General features: G+C 69.7%; 18 protein-coding genes. 7 read left to right on the top strand and 11 right to left on the bottom strand.

Features of this window, described 5'->3' with window-relative positions:
- Window positions 1–104 precede the first annotated feature (104 nt).
- Window positions 105–1,247 carry an ROK family protein gene (locus tag ACFTXQ_RS35065; protein WP_382649264.1) on the bottom strand — a complete coding sequence of 381 codons (1,143 nt, stop codon included), beginning with the start codon at window positions 1,245–1,247 and terminating at the stop codon, window positions 105–107.
- Between the two features lie 56 nt (window positions 1,248–1,303).
- On the opposite strand from ACFTXQ_RS35065, the gene ACFTXQ_RS35060 reads away from it, so the two are divergent.
- Window positions 1,304–2,428 (top strand): Gfo/Idh/MocA family oxidoreductase, encoded by a 1,125-nt coding sequence (locus ACFTXQ_RS35060; RefSeq protein WP_382649262.1) that lies wholly within the window; start codon window positions 1,304–1,306, stop codon window positions 2,426–2,428.
- Window positions 2,429–2,539: 111 nt separating this feature from the next.
- Here the strand turns inward: ACFTXQ_RS35060 and ACFTXQ_RS35055 are convergent, their stop codons facing one another.
- The 4 genes from ACFTXQ_RS35055 to ACFTXQ_RS35040 form a co-directional block, all read right to left on the bottom strand.
- Window positions 2,540–3,397: a fumarylacetoacetate hydrolase family protein gene (locus ACFTXQ_RS35055; protein WP_382649259.1), complete on the bottom strand. Its 858-nt coding sequence runs from the start codon at window positions 3,395–3,397 to the stop codon at window positions 2,540–2,542.
- 122 nt (window positions 3,398–3,519) lie between these two features.
- Window positions 3,520–4,206, bottom strand: coding sequence for a YidC/Oxa1 family membrane protein insertase (locus ACFTXQ_RS35050; protein ID WP_382649256.1), 687 nt, complete (start codon window positions 4,204–4,206; stop codon window positions 3,520–3,522).
- A 119-nt stretch (window positions 4,207–4,325) separates the two neighbouring features.
- Window positions 4,326–4,688 carry a DUF6412 domain-containing protein gene (locus ACFTXQ_RS35045; protein WP_382649254.1) on the bottom strand — a complete coding sequence of 121 codons (363 nt, stop codon included), beginning with the start codon at window positions 4,686–4,688 and terminating at the stop codon, window positions 4,326–4,328.
- 87 nt (window positions 4,689–4,775) lie between these two features.
- Complete coding sequence (locus ACFTXQ_RS35040) at window positions 4,776–5,528, bottom strand: class E sortase (protein ID WP_382649267.1); 753 nt, start codon at window positions 5,526–5,528, stop codon at window positions 4,776–4,778.
- A gap of 125 nt (window positions 5,529–5,653) precedes the next feature.
- Between ACFTXQ_RS35040 and ACFTXQ_RS35035 the strand changes: the two genes are divergently transcribed.
- The 3 genes from ACFTXQ_RS35035 to ACFTXQ_RS35025 are packed head-to-tail and all read left to right on the top strand — an operon-like array spanning window position 5,654 to window position 8,026.
- On the top strand, window positions 5,654–6,673 hold the full coding sequence (locus ACFTXQ_RS35035; protein ID WP_382649251.1) for a tetratricopeptide repeat protein: 1,020 nt from the start codon (window positions 5,654–5,656) through the stop codon (window positions 6,671–6,673).
- Window positions 6,670–7,569 (top strand): NaeI family type II restriction endonuclease, encoded by a 900-nt coding sequence (locus ACFTXQ_RS35030; protein WP_382649248.1) that lies wholly within the window; start codon window positions 6,670–6,672, stop codon window positions 7,567–7,569. The genes ACFTXQ_RS35035 and ACFTXQ_RS35030 overlap by 4 nt, the downstream gene beginning before the upstream one ends.
- The gene (locus ACFTXQ_RS35025; protein ID WP_382649245.1) at window positions 7,544–8,026 is read left to right on the top strand and encodes a very short patch repair endonuclease; all 483 of its coding nucleotides are present in this window, start codon (window positions 7,544–7,546) and stop codon (window positions 8,024–8,026) included. The genes ACFTXQ_RS35030 and ACFTXQ_RS35025 overlap by 26 nt, the downstream gene beginning before the upstream one ends.
- Here the strand turns inward: ACFTXQ_RS35025 and ACFTXQ_RS35020 are convergent.
- From ACFTXQ_RS35020 to ACFTXQ_RS35005, 4 genes are all read right to left on the bottom strand, one after another.
- Window positions 8,023–9,231, bottom strand: a complete 1,209-nt coding sequence (locus ACFTXQ_RS35020; RefSeq protein ID WP_382649242.1) for a DNA cytosine methyltransferase — start codon at window positions 9,229–9,231, stop codon at window positions 8,023–8,025. The genes ACFTXQ_RS35025 and ACFTXQ_RS35020 overlap by 4 nt on opposite strands.
- 122 nt (window positions 9,232–9,353) lie before the next feature.
- Window positions 9,354–11,183, bottom strand: a complete 1,830-nt coding sequence (locus ACFTXQ_RS35015) for a DEAD/DEAH box helicase (protein WP_382649239.1) — start codon at window positions 11,181–11,183, stop codon at window positions 9,354–9,356.
- Window positions 11,180–12,595 carry a transcriptional regulator gene (locus tag ACFTXQ_RS35010; protein WP_382649236.1) on the bottom strand — a complete coding sequence of 472 codons (1,416 nt, stop codon included), beginning with the start codon at window positions 12,593–12,595 and terminating at the stop codon, window positions 11,180–11,182. The genes ACFTXQ_RS35015 and ACFTXQ_RS35010 overlap by 4 nt, the downstream gene beginning before the upstream one ends.
- A 79-nt stretch (window positions 12,596–12,674) precedes the next feature.
- Complete coding sequence (locus ACFTXQ_RS35005; protein WP_382649233.1) at window positions 12,675–13,364, bottom strand: hypothetical protein; 690 nt, start codon at window positions 13,362–13,364, stop codon at window positions 12,675–12,677.
- A 227-nt stretch (window positions 13,365–13,591) separates the two neighbouring features.
- Here ACFTXQ_RS35005 and ACFTXQ_RS35000 point away from each other — a divergent pair, with 227 nt between their 5' ends.
- Window positions 13,592–14,410, top strand: coding sequence for a hypothetical protein (locus tag ACFTXQ_RS35000; protein ID WP_382649230.1), 819 nt, complete (start codon window positions 13,592–13,594; stop codon window positions 14,408–14,410).
- On the opposite strand, the gene ACFTXQ_RS34995 is transcribed toward ACFTXQ_RS35000, so the two are convergent.
- Together ACFTXQ_RS34995 and ACFTXQ_RS34990 are read right to left on the bottom strand one after the other, a co-directional pair.
- Window positions 14,393–15,403, bottom strand: coding sequence for a hypothetical protein (locus ACFTXQ_RS34995; protein ID WP_382649227.1), 1,011 nt, complete (start codon window positions 15,401–15,403; stop codon window positions 14,393–14,395). The genes ACFTXQ_RS35000 and ACFTXQ_RS34995 overlap by 18 nt on opposite strands.
- A 123-nt stretch (window positions 15,404–15,526) precedes the next feature.
- Window positions 15,527–16,063 carry a GNAT family N-acetyltransferase gene (locus tag ACFTXQ_RS34990; RefSeq protein ID WP_382649224.1) on the bottom strand — a complete coding sequence of 179 codons (537 nt, stop codon included), beginning with the start codon at window positions 16,061–16,063 and terminating at the stop codon, window positions 15,527–15,529.
- A gap of 176 nt (window positions 16,064–16,239) precedes the next feature.
- Here ACFTXQ_RS34990 and ACFTXQ_RS34985 point away from each other — a divergent pair, with 176 nt between their 5' ends.
- Entirely contained in the window at window positions 16,240–16,419 is a 180-nt protein-coding gene (locus ACFTXQ_RS34985; RefSeq protein ID WP_382649221.1) for a hypothetical protein, read from the top strand.
- Window positions 16,420–16,462: 43 nt separating this feature from the next.
- Window positions 16,463–16,762, top strand: a complete 300-nt coding sequence (locus tag ACFTXQ_RS34980) for a hypothetical protein (RefSeq protein WP_382649218.1) — start codon at window positions 16,463–16,465, stop codon at window positions 16,760–16,762.
- Window positions 16,763–16,861: the final 99 nt, after the last annotated feature.

Genomic DNA, 16,861 nt, shown 5'->3' with positions numbered 1-16,861 from the left:
GGGTCCGGGGGCTGGCCCCCGGCAGCGGCGCCGCACCCGCGGGACGGCGGGGCCAAATCCAGCCCCGCCGGCGATTGAGGCGCGGGGTCCGGGGCGGAGCCCCGTCAGGCCGGGCGGCCAAAGAAGGGGCGCAGGGCCAGTTCCGCGGCACCCTCCGCCACCCCCCGAACGGCCAGCCCCACCACCGGCTCGGCGGCCAGCGCCCGCGCCCGCCCCGCCAGCACGGCCCGGACCCCCTCCAGGAACACCTCCGGAGCCGCCCCCACCACACGACCGCCCAGCAGGACCCGGTCCACGTCCAGCAGCGCCACCAGGTTCGCCGCCCCCTCGCCCAGGATCCGCGCCGCCTCCGCCAGGTCCCCCCGGGCCACCGCCTCCAGGCACAGCGCCTCCGCGCACCCCCGCCCCCCACACCGGCACGGCGGCCCGTCCAACCGCAGCACCTGGTGCCCGAACTCCCCCGCCCCCGAGCGCCCGCCCCGGTAGACCTCGCCACCCAGCCGCAGGCCCGCCCCGAGCCCGGTCCCGACGTGCAGGTACACCGTGGTGGAGGCGAGGGAGGCGGCATCCCGCGGCGCCGCCACCCCCGCGTTCGTGTCCTTGTCCAGCACCACCGGCACCGGCACCGGCACCGGCGCCGTCACCCCCAGCCGCCCCGCCAGCGCCTCCCTCAGTGGAAACCCCTCCCACCGCGGAAACCCCGTCACCCGGCCCATCACCCCGGTCCGGTGGTCCAGCGGCCCCGGCGCGGCCACCCCGATGCCCAGCGGCGGCGGCCCGGCCGGATCCGACACCCGCGCGACCTCCCGTACGACCGCCTCCACCACCACCTCCGGACCGGCCCCGAAGTCCAGCGGGCCACCGCTCTCGGCGACGACCACGCCCGCCAGGTCCACCCGTACCGCCCGGAGCTCATCGCGGTCCACGTGCACCCCGACCGCGTGCCGGGCCTGCGGCACCAACCGGAGCAGGGTGCGCGGCTTGCCGCCGGTGGACGGGGCCCGGCCCGCCTCCCCGACCAGCCCCTCCGCGGCCAGCCGCGCCGTGATCTTGCTGACGGCCTGCGGGGTGAGCCCCGTACGGGCCGCGAGTTCGCTGCGGCCCAGGCCCGCCGGCCCGGCACCGCGCAGCAGATCCAGTAGCAGCGCCTCGTTGTGTCCGCGCAGCACCGGCAGATTCACGCCACCACCGGCAACGCCGCCACCGCCACCGCCGCCGCCCTGCCAGTCCCCGCTACCCCTGTTCACCAGCCCATTGTCCACCCTCCTTGCACTTTGGCAACGCTGTTGCCAAAGTGGCCGGTATGAACCCCTCCGCCCCCGCCACCCCCCTCCGCGTCGCCGTCGTCGGCTACGGACTGGCCGGTTCCGTCTTCCACGCCCCCCTCGTGGCCGCCACCGACGGACTCGTCCTCGACACCGTCGTCACCTCCGACCCGGGCCGGCAGGCCCAGGCCCGCGCCGAGTTCCCCGACGTCCGCATCGCCGCGTCCGCCGCCGAGCTGTGGGACCGGAAGGGCGCGGGCGGCGACGGCGACGCCCTCGACCTCGTCGTGATCGCCTCCCCCAACAGGACCCACGTCCCGCTGGCCACCGCCGCCCTCACCGCCGGCATCCCCGTCGTCGTGGACAAGCCGCTCGCCGCCACCGCCGCCGAGGCCCGCGAACTCGCCGCCCTCGCCGAGCGGACCGGCACCTTCCTCTCCGTCTTCCAGAACCGCCGCTGGGACAACGACTTCCTCACCCTGCGCCGCCTCCTCGCCGACGGCGAACTCGGCGAGATCCAGCGCTTCGAGTCCCGCTTCGAGCGCTGGCGCCCCCAGCTCAAGGGCGGCTGGCGCGAGTCGGGCGCCCCCGAGGAGGTCGGCGGTCTGCTCTACGACCTCGGCAGCCACGTCGTCGACCAGGCGCTGGTGCTGTTCGGCCCGGCCGTACGGGTCTACGCGGAGGCCGACCTGCGCCGACCCGGCGCCGAGGCCGACGACGACACCTTCCTCGCCCTCACCCACGCGAACGGCGTCCGCTCCCACCTCTACGTCAGCGCCACCACCGCCCAGCTCGGCCCGCGCTTCCGCGTCCTGGGCTCGCGGGCCGGCTACGTGAAGTACGGCCTCGACCCTCAGGAGGGCGCCCTGCGCGAGGGGCTGCGGCCGGGGCAGCACGAGCCCTGGGGCGAGGAACCCGAGCACCTCTGGGGGCAGCTGGGCTCCGGCGAGTCCCCGCTGACCGGCGGCGGCACCCCGGTCCCGACGGCGCCGGGCGACTACCCGGCGTACTACGCGGCGGTGGCGGCCGCCCTGCGCGACGGCGGGCCCGCGCCCGTCACCGCGTACGAGGCCGCGCACTGCCTGGACGTCCTGGAGGCGGCCCGCATCTCGTCCCGGGACGGGGTGGCCGTGGACCTCCCCGCCTCACCTGCCGGCGCGTAGCCGGTAGCCCCGACCGGGCCTCCGGCACCGGGCACGCACACGAAGGGGCGGGGCCGCCACCGGCAGCCCCGCCCCTCGTCACACGCTCGCGCAGCCTCGCCCGGCTGCGCGTTACGCGCCCTTGAACTCCTGGCGCTGACGGCCCAGGCCCTCGATCTCCAGCTCCACGACGTCCCCGGCCCGCAGGTACGGCTTCGGCTCCGGCTGGCCCATGGCCACACCGGCCGGCGTGCCGGTGACGATGACGTCGCCCGGGTACAGGGTCATGAACTGGCTCAGATACCGGACGACCTCGCCGACAGGGAAGATCTGGTCCGAGGTGTTGCCGTCCTGCTTGAGCTCACCGTTGACCCACAGCTTCACGTCCAGGACCTGCGGGTCCGGGATCTCGTCGGCGGTGACCAGCCAGGGGCCGAGGGGGGTGAAGGTCTCGCAGTTCTTGCCCTTGTCCCACGTGCCGCCGCGCTCGATCTGGAACTCGCGCTCCGAGACGTCGTTGACCAGCAGGTACCCGCCGACGTGCGCGAGGCCCTCCTCGGCGGAGTCCAGGTAGCGGGCGGTGCTGCCGATGACGACGCCGAGCTCGGCCTCCCAGTCGGTCTTCACGCTGCCGCGCGGGATCAGCACGGTGTCGTCCGGGCCGACCACGGTGTCCGCGGCCTTCAGGAAGAGGATCGGCTCGGCCGGCGGCTCCGCGCCGATCTCGGCGGCGTGCCCGTAGTAGTTCAGCCCGATGCCCACGATCTTGCCGATGCGGCCGACCGGCGACCCGATGCGCTGACCCTCGGAGTCGAGAGCCGGGAGCTCGCCCGCTTCGGCCGCTTCCCGTACCCGCGACAGCACGGAGTCGTCGGCGAGCAGGGCGCCGTCCACATCCGTGATCAGGCCGGACAGGTCACGCAGGGTCCCGTCCTGGTCGAGCAGCGCGGGGCGCTCCGACCCGGCCGGTCCGATACGCAGCAGCTTCATGGGCATTCTCCCGTGGTCGAGGGTGGTCGGCCCATGGGCATGCCCCGGGCCGGACGATGGGTTGCGGCCATCGGAGGATTGGTGAATCCTCCAAGATGTCCGGACAATCCGCAAGACCCTGTTCACGGACTGGAACGCACGGCTCCGGCAGCCCGGTGCTGGAGCCACGCGCGCTCCGCCACCGACCACGCGGTGGTGGTCAGCAGGTACAGCCCGGCGGCGAGCGGCACCACGGCAGCCGTGATCAGCGTCCCGAACGACAGCAGGGGCAGTACGCCGCCCAGCTTGCGCACCATCTCCTGCTGCTCGGCACTCACCGCGGCCGGCGCCGCCGGGACCCCGGCGCGCCCCACACGGCCCGCGGCCCCCGCGGCCCCGGCGCCGCCCCGGGCCGAGGCCTCCGCCGCGGCGGCGGCCGCCCGGCGCCCCCGTACCGCACTCCAGGCCGCCACCACCGCGATGGCCGCGAACAGCCCGAGGAACACCAGCCCCTGCGCCCCGACCAGGCCGCCCTCGCCCAGCGCCTCGGTCCACCGGGCCCCCAGCGGCGCGGCGAACAGCCGGTGCGCGAGCAGCTCGTCCGCCGATGAGAACGCCTGGTACATCAGGAAGAACACCGGCAGCTGCAACAGCACGGGCAGGCAGCCGGCCACCGGGGTCGCACCGCGGAAGGCCGCGCGGCTCAAGGGGTGCAGGGCGAGCCGTACGAGCACGGTGAACAGCACGATCGCGGCAGCGGTCGCGGAATCGGCCAGTACCGGCTCGAGAAGCCGGCCCAGCTCTACAACAAGGTGAGTGAAAACGGACACGCGGGCCCTCCGAAGGGTCTCGTCGAACGTCGAAAGAGAGGCATTTCGGCGTGACGACCCGCGAGGGACGCAGCAATCGGGTGCGATGAGGTGCAGAGGTGTCGCGAGCTTGCGCGCCCCTACGCGGCCGTCGGGACGAGACGGCCGGGTGCCCTGGGCCGCGACCGGCCGGAGGCGTCGGGATCGCGCTGCGGCAGGAAGGCCGTGCGCTGCTCGCGATCACGCATCGCGGTGCGTATTCGGTGCGGTGGCACGGGCCGTACGAGGCGTGCGGCGGCGGCCAGGGCCTCCGCGCCCACGGCGACGGTGGCCGCGAGGGCGACCACCACGGCACCGAGCCCGCCCTCCCCGGCGAACAGCCCGAGGACTCCCCCGAGCACCAGCAGCAGCGGCAGCAGCAGAGCCGCCGCCCGCGAGACCCGGGCGAACAAGAGGAAGGACAGCGAGCGGTCTTCGCCGCGTCGACGTCGCCGACGAGCCATACAGACCTCCCCCTTCCTTCCTGTGCCGCACGAACTCCCGTACGAGATCGGGTACTCGTGATCGATACTAACCGGGCCCACTGACAACTAGGACACGAGCGTCCCCCAGACCACGAGCCGGTACTTGGAGGTGTACTCGGGCGTGCAGGTGGTGAGCGTGATGTACGAACCGGGCTCGCCGTACCCGTAGTCCGGCTTCACGACGCTCCTGGGCACGGGCGCGATGACCCCGGTGTCACGTTCGGTCGTCTCGCCCAGCACCTTCCCGACCACGTACGTGTACCGGCGCCCCTTCACGTCCACGATCAGCTGGTCCCCCTCGCGCAGCCGGTTGATGTAGCGGAACGGCTCCCCGTGCGTGTTGCGGTGCCCGGCCAGCGCGAAGTTCCCGCGCTCCCCGGGCCGGGCGGTCCCGGGGTACTGGCCGACGTATCCCTTGTCGAGCACGCTCCGCTTGTCGACCCCCTGTGCGACGGGCACGACGAGGCCGAGGCGCGGGATCCGCAGGACGGCGTACGCCCGGTCCAGGGCGGCGGCCGGCGGCCTGGCGGCGGAGGGCGAGGACGACGGCGACCGCCCACCGGAAGAAGAAGGAACACCGGAACCGGATTCCACACCCGACCCCGCACCAGAACCCGAACCCGAACCAGAACCGGCACCGGCACCGGCACCGGCACCCGTAACACCATCGGCCCCGGCGGCCCACTCACTCTCCAGAGCCTGGACCTGCTCGCGCGCGGCAGCCGCGGCCTGCCGATTGGTCCACCACACCTGGTGTACCACCAGCAACGCCACCACCACACCCACCGTGGTGATCACCTCGGCGCACGCCCACAACACCCCCGCGAGACCGACCGGGCGCACCCGCCGGCCGCTCCCCTGCACCACCACAGGTATGCGATCTCGCACGGGCCGCACCTTAAGACCTCCCCCGTCAACTGACCAGCAGCAGTACGGTGTAAACCATGCGCCCCGATACGACGCCTGCCGAGCACATTGCCGAAGCCGAGCGCCTCATCCGCACGGCGACCCGCTATCCCGAGGACCAGGAGCCCTTGCTCCTCCAGGCCGCGGCCCACCTCGAACTGGCCGACGAACGCGATCGGGCGAGCACCCTGTACGACCAGCTCCTCTCGGCCTCGCCGGCCAATCCGTACCTGATCAAGGCCCTGCAGGCGGCGAACCTGTGGGAGTACGGCCACGAGCCGGAGGCCCGCGCCCTCATCTCGGGCATCCGCACCGCCGCCCCCAAGGACCCGGCGCCCTGGGAGGTCATCGCGGAAGCCCTGGAGGCCCACGACGAGTTGGAAGCCTCGCACGACTGCTTCACCGAGGCCGCGTCCCTCCTCATCACGGAACACGAGCCCCTCACCACGGCCACCACCGCCCTCCTGACGGGCCGCCACCGGGTCCGCCGCCTCCTGGGACGCCCGCACGACGACTGGGACATGGTCGCGGACACCCGCCACATCGGCCCGATCCCCCTCGACGAACTCCACGACCCGAAGCGCATCTGGGCCCTGGGCTCCGACGACCCGGCCGAACTCCGCGCCGAAATCGCCCGCCTGCGCGCCGAACTGGGCGACCGCCGCGCCGCCCTCTCCCGCCCCTTCCCGGTGGCGATCCTCCACTGGCCCCAGCGCGAACTGGCGGAACTCCTCACCAGCTACCCCACCCTCGCGGCGGAGTACCCCTCCCACGCGGCCCACCTGACGGAGATCGAGGCCTCCCTCCGCGCCCTCGCCGCCTCGGGCACCACGAACCTCGGCATCGTCACGGCGAGCGTCCCCTCCTACGAGGCCTTCGCCGCCTCGGAGAAAACCTCCCCGGCCTCCCCGTCCCTCCTGGCCGAATACGCCACCACCCTGGCCGCCCGCGGCAAAGCCACCCCCTGGCCCCCGACCCCCACCTCCCCCTGCTGGTGCACGTCAGGCAAGCCGTACAACGAGTGCCACGGGGACGCAAACCCGGCTGGAAGCAGATGAGCCGGGGCCGTCTGGTCCTCCAGACGCCCGGGGAGGTCTGCAGAGGAACCACTGCGGGAGAACACGTCCTGCACGTACCGGCCGAGGACACCGAACTGCTGAAAGTTCTCGGCTGGCTCCGTCAGCACGACGTCGCCGGCCTGTATACGGGAGCCATCGCGAACGCGATTGACTACGTGCTCGATGGCCCCAGAACAGGCCGCTACGACCTGCAGTCACGCAAGGTTCATCCGGGGGAGAAGGCCTCCGTGGGTGCCAAGCTGGAGTACGAGGTCCTCCGCTCTTTCAACCTCCCGAAAGCCGCGCCGCTCGACACGCTGATCGCTGGCGTACCCGTCGATATCAAGGCAACCGTCGGATCGAACTGGGCCATTCCATCCGAGGCGCACTGTCAGGTCTGCATATGCACACGCATACATCTCGGTCAGAACCGCCATCGCTCATGGCTCGTCCGTGCGCACACATCGTGGCTTCACCGGGGCAAAGGGAACCGCGATGGAAAGCGGGGCCTTGCGGTCCACGCACGTGATCACTGGAGTGTTCCGCTCTACGACTGGACCCCGCTTCCAGTCAACCCACTGACGCTTCTGACCCCGGAGCAGGCCAGTCGCGTCCTCGCGAGTAGGCCCGGGCAGGAGCAGCGTTTCACTCTGATGTTTCAGTACCTCGAGGGGCACATCATCCCGCGCAGTGTGATCTCAACGGTGGGCGCCGGAAGGCACGATCCGCTGCGGAGGGCGCGGAACGTCAGAAGCAGACTCGCCCAGGACGGCCTCACCCTGCTCTGCGGCAAGTTCCCCCAGCAGCGGGATGCCGCCGCGGCCCACGCGATTACCCTGGGGCCAGAGGACTGGATTGCGCTGAGGACTGATGGTGAGCACGAACGTGCAGATTGAGACGCCCTGGGAGCCACCCGAGGGCTCCTGGGCTTCGACTGCCGCACGTCGTCGCAACATGCAGGCCATCCGGAGCCGCGATACCAAGCCTGAGAAGGCCATCCGGCGCTTGGTGCACGCGAAAGGGCTCCGCTATCGCATCGCCGCTCGGCCCCTGCCTGATCTCCGAAGGACGGCCGACATGGTGTTCCGTCCTGCGCGGGTTGCCGTCTTCATCGATGGCTGCTATTGGCACGGCTGCCCAGAGCACTACGTATCGCCGAAGACCAATCCCGGCTACTGGTCCGGAAAAGTTGCCGGGAACATGGCACGGGACCGGGATACCGACCGGAGACTAGAGGAGGCCGGCTGGCTCGTGCTCCGGTTCTGGGAACACGAAGAGCCTGCCCTCTGCGCTGAGGGAATCGCCACTGCGATCCGGGAGCGGCGTGACCACCCCCGGACCGCGGAAGCCTAGATGCCGTCTTCCTTACCACGCACGGTCATCGGACCGGCGAGCCGGAGAATCTTCGCGATCTCTTCACCTACCGCCCGCGCTACCGGCGGCGGGAAGGCATTCCCCACCTGCCGGTACTGAGCCGTCTTACCTGGCGTCTTTTCTACTTCGGGATCTCCCTCAAAGTCCCACTCCGCGGGAAATCCCTGAATGATCGCGGCTTGCTTGACGGTGAGCATCGGGCCCTCAGGGCGGAAGAGATCACGCTCTTCGCTCTGCTTCTTCTGACATTCGGCAGGCGAGTTAGCGACCCCCAGCGCGTTGACACCCAGCTGCTTCCAGGCTGCCTTGGCCCGGCTCGGTCCCAGATCCGCACCCCCGTGCTTCTTGGACCCGCCCACAAGAGTGGGCGCGATGCCGCCGCTCTTGTCCCGCCAGCGCTTGAGTGCCTCCTGGGCTTTGATCTCGACCTCGCCCCCCTGGTCCAGGAAGGGCTGATACCTAGCCGTCATCGTCTCGTCCAGCGCTTCACGGACGGTCCAGATCCTTTCCTGCGCAGCAGGCCACTGGAATTCGTGATCACCAAGGACATCCTTGTGGATCGCCACAAGGATCGCACGCGGGCGGAGTTGTGGAACGCCGAACGTACTCGCTTCCAGGACCCGCCATCCGCACACCTTGTACCCGAGGCCCTTGTAATTCTTTGCAAGCCCGGTCTGGGGATCAACCGCTTCGCCGCCCTGCAAACGGGCTTCCACCCAGGTGCGGTATTCCTCGAATTTGTCGTCCTTGATGCCGCGAACATTTTCAATCATGACCGCGTGAGGAAGTACTTCGTCAACAAGGTCAAGCATGCGCGGAAACAGGTCGCGCTCGTCATCCTTGCCCAGCTGCTTTCCAGCATGCGAGAAGGGAGGGCACGGAACGCCGCCGGCCAGCAGACTCAGTTCCCCACGCCGGAGGGGGCGCTTAAAATGCCCGAGCGGCTTTTCAAGCTCAACCATAGGCTTGAAGTCATTCACATCATTGTGAATGATGTCGCAATATTTCCGCTCGAATCCCCAGCCATCCCGGTGCTCGATGTTGCGCCGCAGCGTCGCGGCAGCGTGCTGGTCGATCTCGACAAGCGCAAGGTGCCTGAAACCGGCCTGGTGGAGGCCGATGGCCTGTCCCCCGGCTCCCGCGCAAATCTCAATCGAGGTCAGCGTGTGATCGCTGGCTCCCATCGAGTCCTCCTGGTGTGGCAGATGCAGACAGGCAAGTGTCGCACCTGCCACTGACACTGGCTGCATCTCCGCCCTCGCGACCCACCAGCCTCCTTCCAGCCCGGCGGGTAACCACGCCCTCGTCACTCCCGGGCGGCTCGCAGGTGATTCAGCAGAGCCTGCATGTCAGCTTCATCCATGCCTGCTGCCACAGGCCGCTCTTCCTGCAGATCGCCCAGCTGGCGTACAGCGGGGTCGTCAAGGATGGCGCCCATGAACTCAAGCTTTTCGGCCAGGCGGAGCGTCACCACTTCATCGATGGTCCCGCCGGAGGCAAGCACCGTGACACGCGTCTCAGTGTCCGGGGCCAACCCCAGACGGTGGATGCGGTCGAGGCTCTGCAGGAAGCGTCCCGCCATGAAGTCACGGTCCACATAGACGGCATCGTGGCAGTCACGGTGGAGGCTGATGCCCTCTCCGAGCGTGGCCGGGTTCGAGAGCAGCACGTGGCAGTCGGGATCCTGCCGGAAGCGCCTGATCTGCTCCTCGCGGTCCGGCGTCCCTCCATGAACGACAGCAGGCTGGTACTCGCTAAGCAGCTGTTCAAGGCTCGTGATGTTCCGGACGAACGTCGACCACAGCAGAGTTTTACGACCCGCTGCCGCATTCCGCGCGACTATATCCTGCACCACACGGTATTTTGGTGGCATTTCATGCTGGGGAAGACTCTGCAGCAGCCTGAATAGTGACTCATCCTCCGCGGCTTCCAAAGGTGGCACCTGGAAGGTGAGGGGCTCGTATTTGCTACTACCTTGCACCAGCAGAGCAGGGCTCGTCGCCGCCATAAGCAACCTGAGCATCGCCTTCCCCAGGGCGTCGAAATCATCCCTCGATGCTTCAGCCCGCGCTGTGTACCGTCCGACCAGCGCATCGTAGATCTCACGGTGAAGCCCGTGCAGCTCGACCGTCCGGATCACAGGCTGAAAGGGCGGCAGCCCGAGCTCACTCTTCGTCGTACGCGTGAAAAGCGGCCTGAGCACCGAACTGGCATGCGCGAGATCGCCACCCGCCACGGCCTGCTTGACCACGCGCCGGCCGTGACCAGGCCAGACGAACGACAGCAGATTTTCCAGATCTCGCGCGCCGTTGGGAGCCGGCGTGCCTGTAAGGATCAAGCGTCGGCGACTGAGTGGCCCCAGAGCCATACAAGCGCTGCCGTAGGTCCCCTGCGCCCCCAGCTTCATCCTGTGCGCCTCATCCAGGATGACCATCGAGGGCACTGCGCGCAGCCACCCCGCGAGTCCGGTGAGCGACCGGTCCAGCCGCTCGTAGTTGACCACAAGAATCTCTGCGTGCGCATCAGGCAGCCTGCCCATGACGCGGATGGCTGGAGACGTGCTGAAACATTCCTGGCTCTCTGACAGCCACGACTCGTACGCGGACTTAGGGCTCACGACCAAGAGGCGCCGCGCCAACCCTCGCTGCTTCATCGCGGCATAGACGGCCAGGCCGACCCGTGTCTTTCCCGCACCAGGAACGCTGAAGTTCGCGCCGTGCCGCATGGACAGCAGCCGACCGATGTCCCTGAGCTGAAATGACGTCAGGCTGGCTCGCCAGTCAGGACCCAGGGCGGCCACCACAGATTCGGTGCCGGGATCCGCAGGCTCCCGGGGACCCTGGACCAGGCATTCCTCGGCCTGGTCCGCGTCGTCAAGCACATCACTGACCAGCGCAAGGAGATCGTGGTCCCAGTGCACTGATTCAGCCATCGGCCAGTCCGACAACGCGTCAATGGCCGTGAGGAATTCATCGAGCGGAACCTCGACCATGAGCGTGCCCTGCCGGACGCCTTCCGGGAAGCTCGCTGCCAGGTGCGTCAGATCGGTTCCGTACGGCGCAGCCGCCTGGAGGACGGCCTTGGTACGGGAGACATCGAAGCCAAGCCGGAGTGACGGTTCTGCCAGCTCGCTCACGCCTCCTCCTGCCGCATCGCGTTAAGCAGCCAAGCCACGCCGTCACCGGGCTCCTCAATGCTCCGCGCGGTCTCCCGTGCCAGCTTGAGCAGGCTCGCCTTCAGAGCCAGTACCGCCTCGTCGAGGTTCTCCTCATCCAGGCTGCGCGACGCGCGCGCCAGGGCCATGTCCGTGACGCACTGGTCGATGTCCTGCACGGCATCGTGCAGCCGGTCGGGGGCTGCCTGCTTGCGCTTGCGCACCCGGGCATCCTTCCCTGCCGGCACCAGCGCTTCCTCGACCGCTTCCTTCGCCTGCTTCCAGATGGCGGCCGCCTCATCAGCCTGCTCGCGAGGTACCGCTTCCGGAGCCCTCTCTACAGCCTTGGCCTGCAGCAGTGCGTTGGTAAACGCCTTGGCAGCCGCAACCTGCGGGCTTTCGGCCCCCACAGTCCGGTTGAGCCCTGGGATGACACGCGCAGCCGGGGCCGCCGGCGTCTGCTTCAGCTGTTCCGGGAGATGGCGGTGCAGATACCGGGCCCTGAAGTCCACGTCAGCGAGACGGACATCCGTCTTGGAGAACTCAAGGACGATCAGAGCCAGCTTGTTCTCCTTGAGCAGGTCAGCCTGCCCCGGATTCTGCTTGGACTCCTTAGTGAAAGCGCGGTGCAGCTCGCGCAGCTTCTCCTGGTGATCCTCGAAGTCCATCAGCTTGAGCTGCACAGCCCCCGTCTTGGAACGGTTCACCAGGTCCTTGAGCGTGGTCAGTACCCACTGGTCCTGCCTCGCCGTTTCCGGCCTGATCCGGAAGTCTTTCGCGATGTCGGCGAGCGGCCGACCGCTGCCGACCTGCTCTTCAATCGTGAGAAGCCTGTTGATGTAGGAATACGGTCGGCGGGTGTCGTGGCGAAGCTGCAGCGAGAGCTCGACCGAGTTGATGTCAGACCACGTGCAGGTCTCCGGCAGCACGCCCACACGGACATTCCTGACTCCCAGTTCACGGAGAGCCGCCACACGTGTGTTGCCGTTGACGAGAATCCCATCCCGCGTGATGAGCCCCGGCTCGTTCTGGCGGTACTCCTTCAGGCTGGACTTGAGATCATCGAAGTCACCATCGCGCTTGGCAGGGTTCGACGGCAGCGCCTGCAGCAGGTAGCGAAGATACTCCTGACTTTCCTCACTCCACGCGTCAGCGGTGAGCAAGAGGTCCCGCTCGGGGTCGAAGCTGCGCTGTGCCCGAATCCGGTGCGTGGAGGGGTTGAAGTAGACCTGGTCGATGGGCATGTCGATGACCTGAACCACCATCGGCTTGCTCCGCCACTCAATGGTCAGCGTCTCTTGGATCCCCTGGCCGGCGCCGACTTCCTTCAGCCGCTTCGCGACCAGCTCCTGGTTTTCAACGGCGCGGGGCGGCCGGCCAAAGTCCGTGCTCACAGTATTTTTCCTCCGGTACGAGTGCGTGGGTATGCGGTGGGCCAGAGGGGGGCCGCAGGACACGGCCCCCGCCGATTGTTCAGCGTCCGGCCGGCGGCAGCGCCAGGGCTTCGCGGACCTTACCCCGGGCATCAGCCGGCAGAGTACGGATGTCCGCCCACAAACGCTCCACCTCTGCGAACTCCCGGGTGTCCGCGGCGATCCAGTCAGTGATCGTCTTGCGGTCCATGGCCCCGAGACGGCCCAGCCGGTCAAGGACGGAACCCAGGTCGGCCGTGAGGCCGCGGCCGCCCACACGGCAGCGGTTGCATTCAGCTACGAGCTCCACGGTGCTGCTTCCGTCGGGCAGCGTCACCGGACGCCGAGCGATGTCGAGCTGAGCAGACTCGTACGTGCCGGCGAAGGTCTCACCCGGCGTGATCCCGCACGACCTGCAGTGGTGTCCATCCCGGGCCAGCACCTCGCGGCGGTGGGTGTCCGTGATCGAGCTAGACGGCCGCGTTCCCCTCCCAGGTTCCCAGACGGGTTCCCCCTGGGCCACGAAACGCTGTTCGCTCTGCCCCAGACTGGCGTCCTCCCGGTAAGTATCAATCCTCCAGCCGAAGTCACGCAGATCGCGAACCCGGCGGTCGGCCTGACTCACCCCGGGAAAGGCATCCTTTACGTCTTCCTTCGTGAAGGCATTCCCCTCTCCCACCACGGTGACGAGCCACAGCGCCGCGCGCTTCATGGTGCCGAGCTTCTGATCCGTCCACGACGGAAGGCCCATTGCGTACTCCTAGCTCCGGTCGAAAAGGAACCGCCTGGCTGGACTGAGGAACCACCACCCCTCGAAGGGCAGCTTCAGCGGATGGCTCAACTCTTGCCGATGGACCAGGCCGGAAGCCAGCTTCAGCCGGATATCGAGGTCAGGCGAAAACCCCAGATGGTTCACCAACCTGCCTGAACCCAGGAAAACTTCAGGCTGTGATGATGTCCAGCGGGAAGGGAGAAGCGGTGCGGCGCAAGACCAGGTGGAAGAAGCTTCCAGACCTGCCCGAAGAGCACAGGCGGCTCGTAGAGATGCTGCGCAGACTGCGTGAGTGCACGCCCCGGACCCAAGCCGGGATCGCCGCTGAGGCGTTCCTCGTGGCCTCCAGCCTCTCCAACCACCTCAACGGGGGCCGCATACCAGAAGAGTCGCTGCTCAAGGCCTTCTTCACCGCGGTGCAGGCCGATGCCGCGGCTCAGAGTGCAGAGCTGCCGTGCTCGCTGGATGAGCTTCTGGAACTGCGTCGTCTCGCACGCATCCAGCACTGTGACTGCCCGTCTCACACCAACGACGGCCCGACCTCAGCAGGTTCAGCTGACGATCCGCCGGCTTCAGCGCTGGTGAACATCCGCGCCACCCACCCAGTGCGCTCCAGAAAGCTGCGCCGTGCTGGCCGGTCCAGGGCTCTTTCACGGTCCGCATTACTCGTCGTGTCGAACGGGAGCGCGCGGCCGGTCCCCCCTCCCGAGCAGGACCGGCCGCGTACAGAACCATCGGGTGCGGCATGGACGGAGCTGGAGACGGTGACTCGCTTCCTTGCCGAGGGCAGGAAGCGGGACGCTGGCTTCCTACTGTGGCGTGCCGGAAGGACGCTGGATGCGCATCAGGTCATCGAGGTGGTGGCCTCGTGCAGGGATGCAGGGCTGGACGAAGCCGCGGAGTCCGTGCTGGCGAGTGTGAGTGAACGTGCCGACAGACAGGCGGTACTGAACATCACCGCAGCCTTCCAGGACGCGGGCCGGCACCAAGATGTGGGCTTTCTCCTGTCATTCGCGGTCAAGTAGTGGGAACGGCAGCGGGAGCTGTTGGTGGCCTCGGGCCTGGGCCGTTGGTGGGGTGGGGCGGGGGGTGGTGAGGGTGAGGAGGGTGCGGAGGGCCGCGAGGACTTCCGTGGGGGTGTCGCGGATCATCGAGGGGGTCGCGCTGACCACCAGGATGCCGTGGGACTCCAGGCGGAGGCGGCGGCGGAGGGTGGCGTGCCAGGCGTCGCGGGTGTAGTGGTACTCCGCCGAGTCGATCTCCAGGGCGACGCCCTCGTCGGGCCAGTAGGCGTCCGGGCTGGCCAGGAAGGTGCCGTCCGGGGTGTAGAGGCGGGCGTTCCACAGGGGGGTCGGGAGGTCCGTCGCCGTGAGGGTGTCGCGGGCCCGGGCCTCGGCGATCGAGCGGACGCCGGCGAGGAGTTCCGCCGCGGCCTCGCGGATGGCGGGGCGGGTCAGGAGGCGGGAGGCGCGGAGTTCGGCGTGCAGGTCGTGCGGGTGGCACCAGCCGGCCTGGACGACGTGGGCCAGGGTCGAACGGATGCGGTCGGGGTCCTGGGCGCGGGCGGCGAAGTCGGCCGCCGCCCGGACCGGGCGGGTGCTCGGGACTCCGGAGACGGTGATCGTGCGCGGCCAGCGGGAGGTCGGGAGAGGGCGGACCTCCGGGGTGCCGGTGAGGCGTCGCGGGGTGCGGATCAGTACGTCGGCCGGGGTGTACGGGGCGTCGCGGATGCCGAGGAGCGCGAGGGCGGCGCCGCCGGTGAGGGCGGCCGTGTCGCCGGAGAGGGGGTCGGCGGTGGGCTCGGCGGCGTACAGGACGGCGGCGAGGGCGCGTTGCCGGTGGTCCGGGGGTCCGGTCTGGAGGAGGTAGACGCGGGGCAGCAGGCGCTGCCAGGGGCCGCCGGGGCGGGTCCGGGAGGTGATCGTGCCGTCGGGGATGCCGGCGGTGGTGAGCTGGTGGCGGGTGGCCAGGTTCAGCTGGCGGCGGGGGGCGGCGCACTGCTGCGTGGTGATCATCATGCGGCCGATATGCCCGGCCGGGGCGGGAGGACACCCCCCTGACGGGTGTCTCCCCGTCGGTGGGCTGGTGTCCTCCGGCCCCGGGCGGGCCCAGAGGACGCCCCCCTCTGGAGGGTGTCTCCCCTAGCGGTTCGGGTGGTTCGGGGAGAGGAAGACGATCACGTTCGTGCGTGTGTCGGGGAGGGGTTCGACCTCGTGCCAGCCCAGGCGGCGGTACGTGGCCACCGTGGCGGTGGCGAGGCGGGAGGTCAGCAGCCAGGCCCGGTGGTCCGGGGCGTCGGCGGTGATCTCGGTGAGCAGGGCCCGGCCGGTGCCGCGGCCGCGCGCGTAGGGGCGTACGGCGAGCTCGTCGATCTCCAGCGCGCCGGTCAGGAGCTCCTTCACGCGGTCCGGGCCCAGTTGCGAGGCGACCTGCGCGTACCCCCGGTCCCTGGGGAACGCGGCCGGTGTGATCCAGCCCGTGGCGAAGCCGTCGATGCCGGCCTCGGACTGGGCGAGGGCCGTACGGAATCCACGGCGCCGGGCGTCGGACTGGAGGCGGGTCGCGAACTGGCGAATGGTTTCTTCGTCTTCGTTCCACGGCGGGGCGGAGAAGACGTCGGCGTAGGCGTCGACCAGTTCGTCCGCGAGGTCGAGGACGGCCTGTCCGTAGCAGATCACGATGTCCAGGCTCCTGATGTCGGGCGGGGTGTGGCGGTTTTTTTCCCTTTGGGTGGGGAGAGTGAATTTATGCGCTTCGGGTTCCCGGGGACGCACATCGCACGGATCCGGCGAGTGTGCGACAAATCCCCTCTCCGCCCTCCGTGTCGGGAGCCGCGCGGCCGCGTTGAGCAGGCGTGGAGAGACTGCTTCGGGTGGCGGGTCGGTGCGCCCTCGCCTTTCTTCTCGTACTGGGTCTCGTGGCGCTGCTGCCGCGGGCCGTACGGGATGTGGTGCCGGATGGCGTGATCGGCGGGGCCGTGGTGGTTGTGGTGTGGGTGCTGGGCGGCCGCCGGGTCGCCGGGCGGTCGCGTTAGCCTCGTAGCACCGGAGGAGACCAGGGTGTTGGGAGAGTGGGACATGGCGCGGGTACCGAGTTCCGTGGTGGCGGCGGCCGGGCTGGTCGGCGGGTACGCCGTCGCCCGGTGGACGAAGAAGCGGCCCCTGGGCGGGGTCGTCCTCGGCGCCGCCGGGCTCGCGGCCGGGCGGGAGTGGCACCGGCAGGGCGGGGCGCCGGCGGCGGCCGGGCTCGGGGCGCTGTACCTGGCCGGCTTCGCGGGGGCGCATCCGCTGGCGAAGAAGGTCGGGGCTTGGCCGGCCGTCTTCGGGGCCGCGGGGGTCGTGGCCGCTGCCGCCTGGGCGGTCGCGGACCGCGGCTGAGCGGTGTGGCTGCCGCCGGCTGGGGGGTGCCGGCGGCTGCGGCGCCGCCGCGCGAGCGGCCCCGGGCTGCGCCCGGGCTCCTGGGGCTCCGCCCCAGAC

Source organism: Streptomyces sp. NPDC057010 (genome assembly GCF_042673805.1).
Taxonomy (GTDB): Bacteria; Actinomycetota; Actinomycetes; order Streptomycetales; family Streptomycetaceae; genus Streptomyces.
Note: the sequence above shows the minus strand (reverse complement) of the source record. Positions and strands in the feature narration are given on the sequence as shown.

Excerpts from the sequence above, each read along its gene's own strand:
- ACFTXQ_RS35060 (WP_382649262.1), top strand. The coding sequence starts at position 1,304 with ATGAACCCCTCCGCCCCCGCCACCCCCCTCCGCGTCGCCGTCGTCGGC.
- ACFTXQ_RS35055 (WP_382649259.1), bottom strand. The coding sequence starts at position 3,397 with ATGAAGCTGCTGCGTATCGGACCGGCCGGGTCGGAGCGCCCCGCGCTG.
- ACFTXQ_RS35045 (WP_382649254.1), bottom strand. The coding sequence starts at position 4,688 with ATGGCTCGTCGGCGACGTCGACGCGGCGAAGACCGCTCGCTGTCCTTC.
- ACFTXQ_RS35035 (WP_382649251.1), top strand. The coding sequence starts at position 5,654 with ATGCGCCCCGATACGACGCCTGCCGAGCACATTGCCGAAGCCGAGCGC.
- ACFTXQ_RS35030 (WP_382649248.1), top strand. The coding sequence starts at position 6,670 with ATGAGCCGGGGCCGTCTGGTCCTCCAGACGCCCGGGGAGGTCTGCAGA.
- ACFTXQ_RS35025 (WP_382649245.1), top strand. The coding sequence starts at position 7,544 with ATGGTGAGCACGAACGTGCAGATTGAGACGCCCTGGGAGCCACCCGAG.
- ACFTXQ_RS35020 (WP_382649242.1), bottom strand. The coding sequence starts at position 9,231 with ATGGGAGCCAGCGATCACACGCTGACCTCGATTGAGATTTGCGCGGGA.
- ACFTXQ_RS35005 (WP_382649233.1), bottom strand. The coding sequence starts at position 13,364 with ATGGGCCTTCCGTCGTGGACGGATCAGAAGCTCGGCACCATGAAGCGC.
- ACFTXQ_RS34995 (WP_382649227.1), bottom strand. The coding sequence starts at position 15,403 with ATGATGATCACCACGCAGCAGTGCGCCGCCCCCCGCCGCCAGCTGAAC.
- ACFTXQ_RS34980 (WP_382649218.1), top strand. The coding sequence starts at position 16,463 with ATGGCGCGGGTACCGAGTTCCGTGGTGGCGGCGGCCGGGCTGGTCGGC.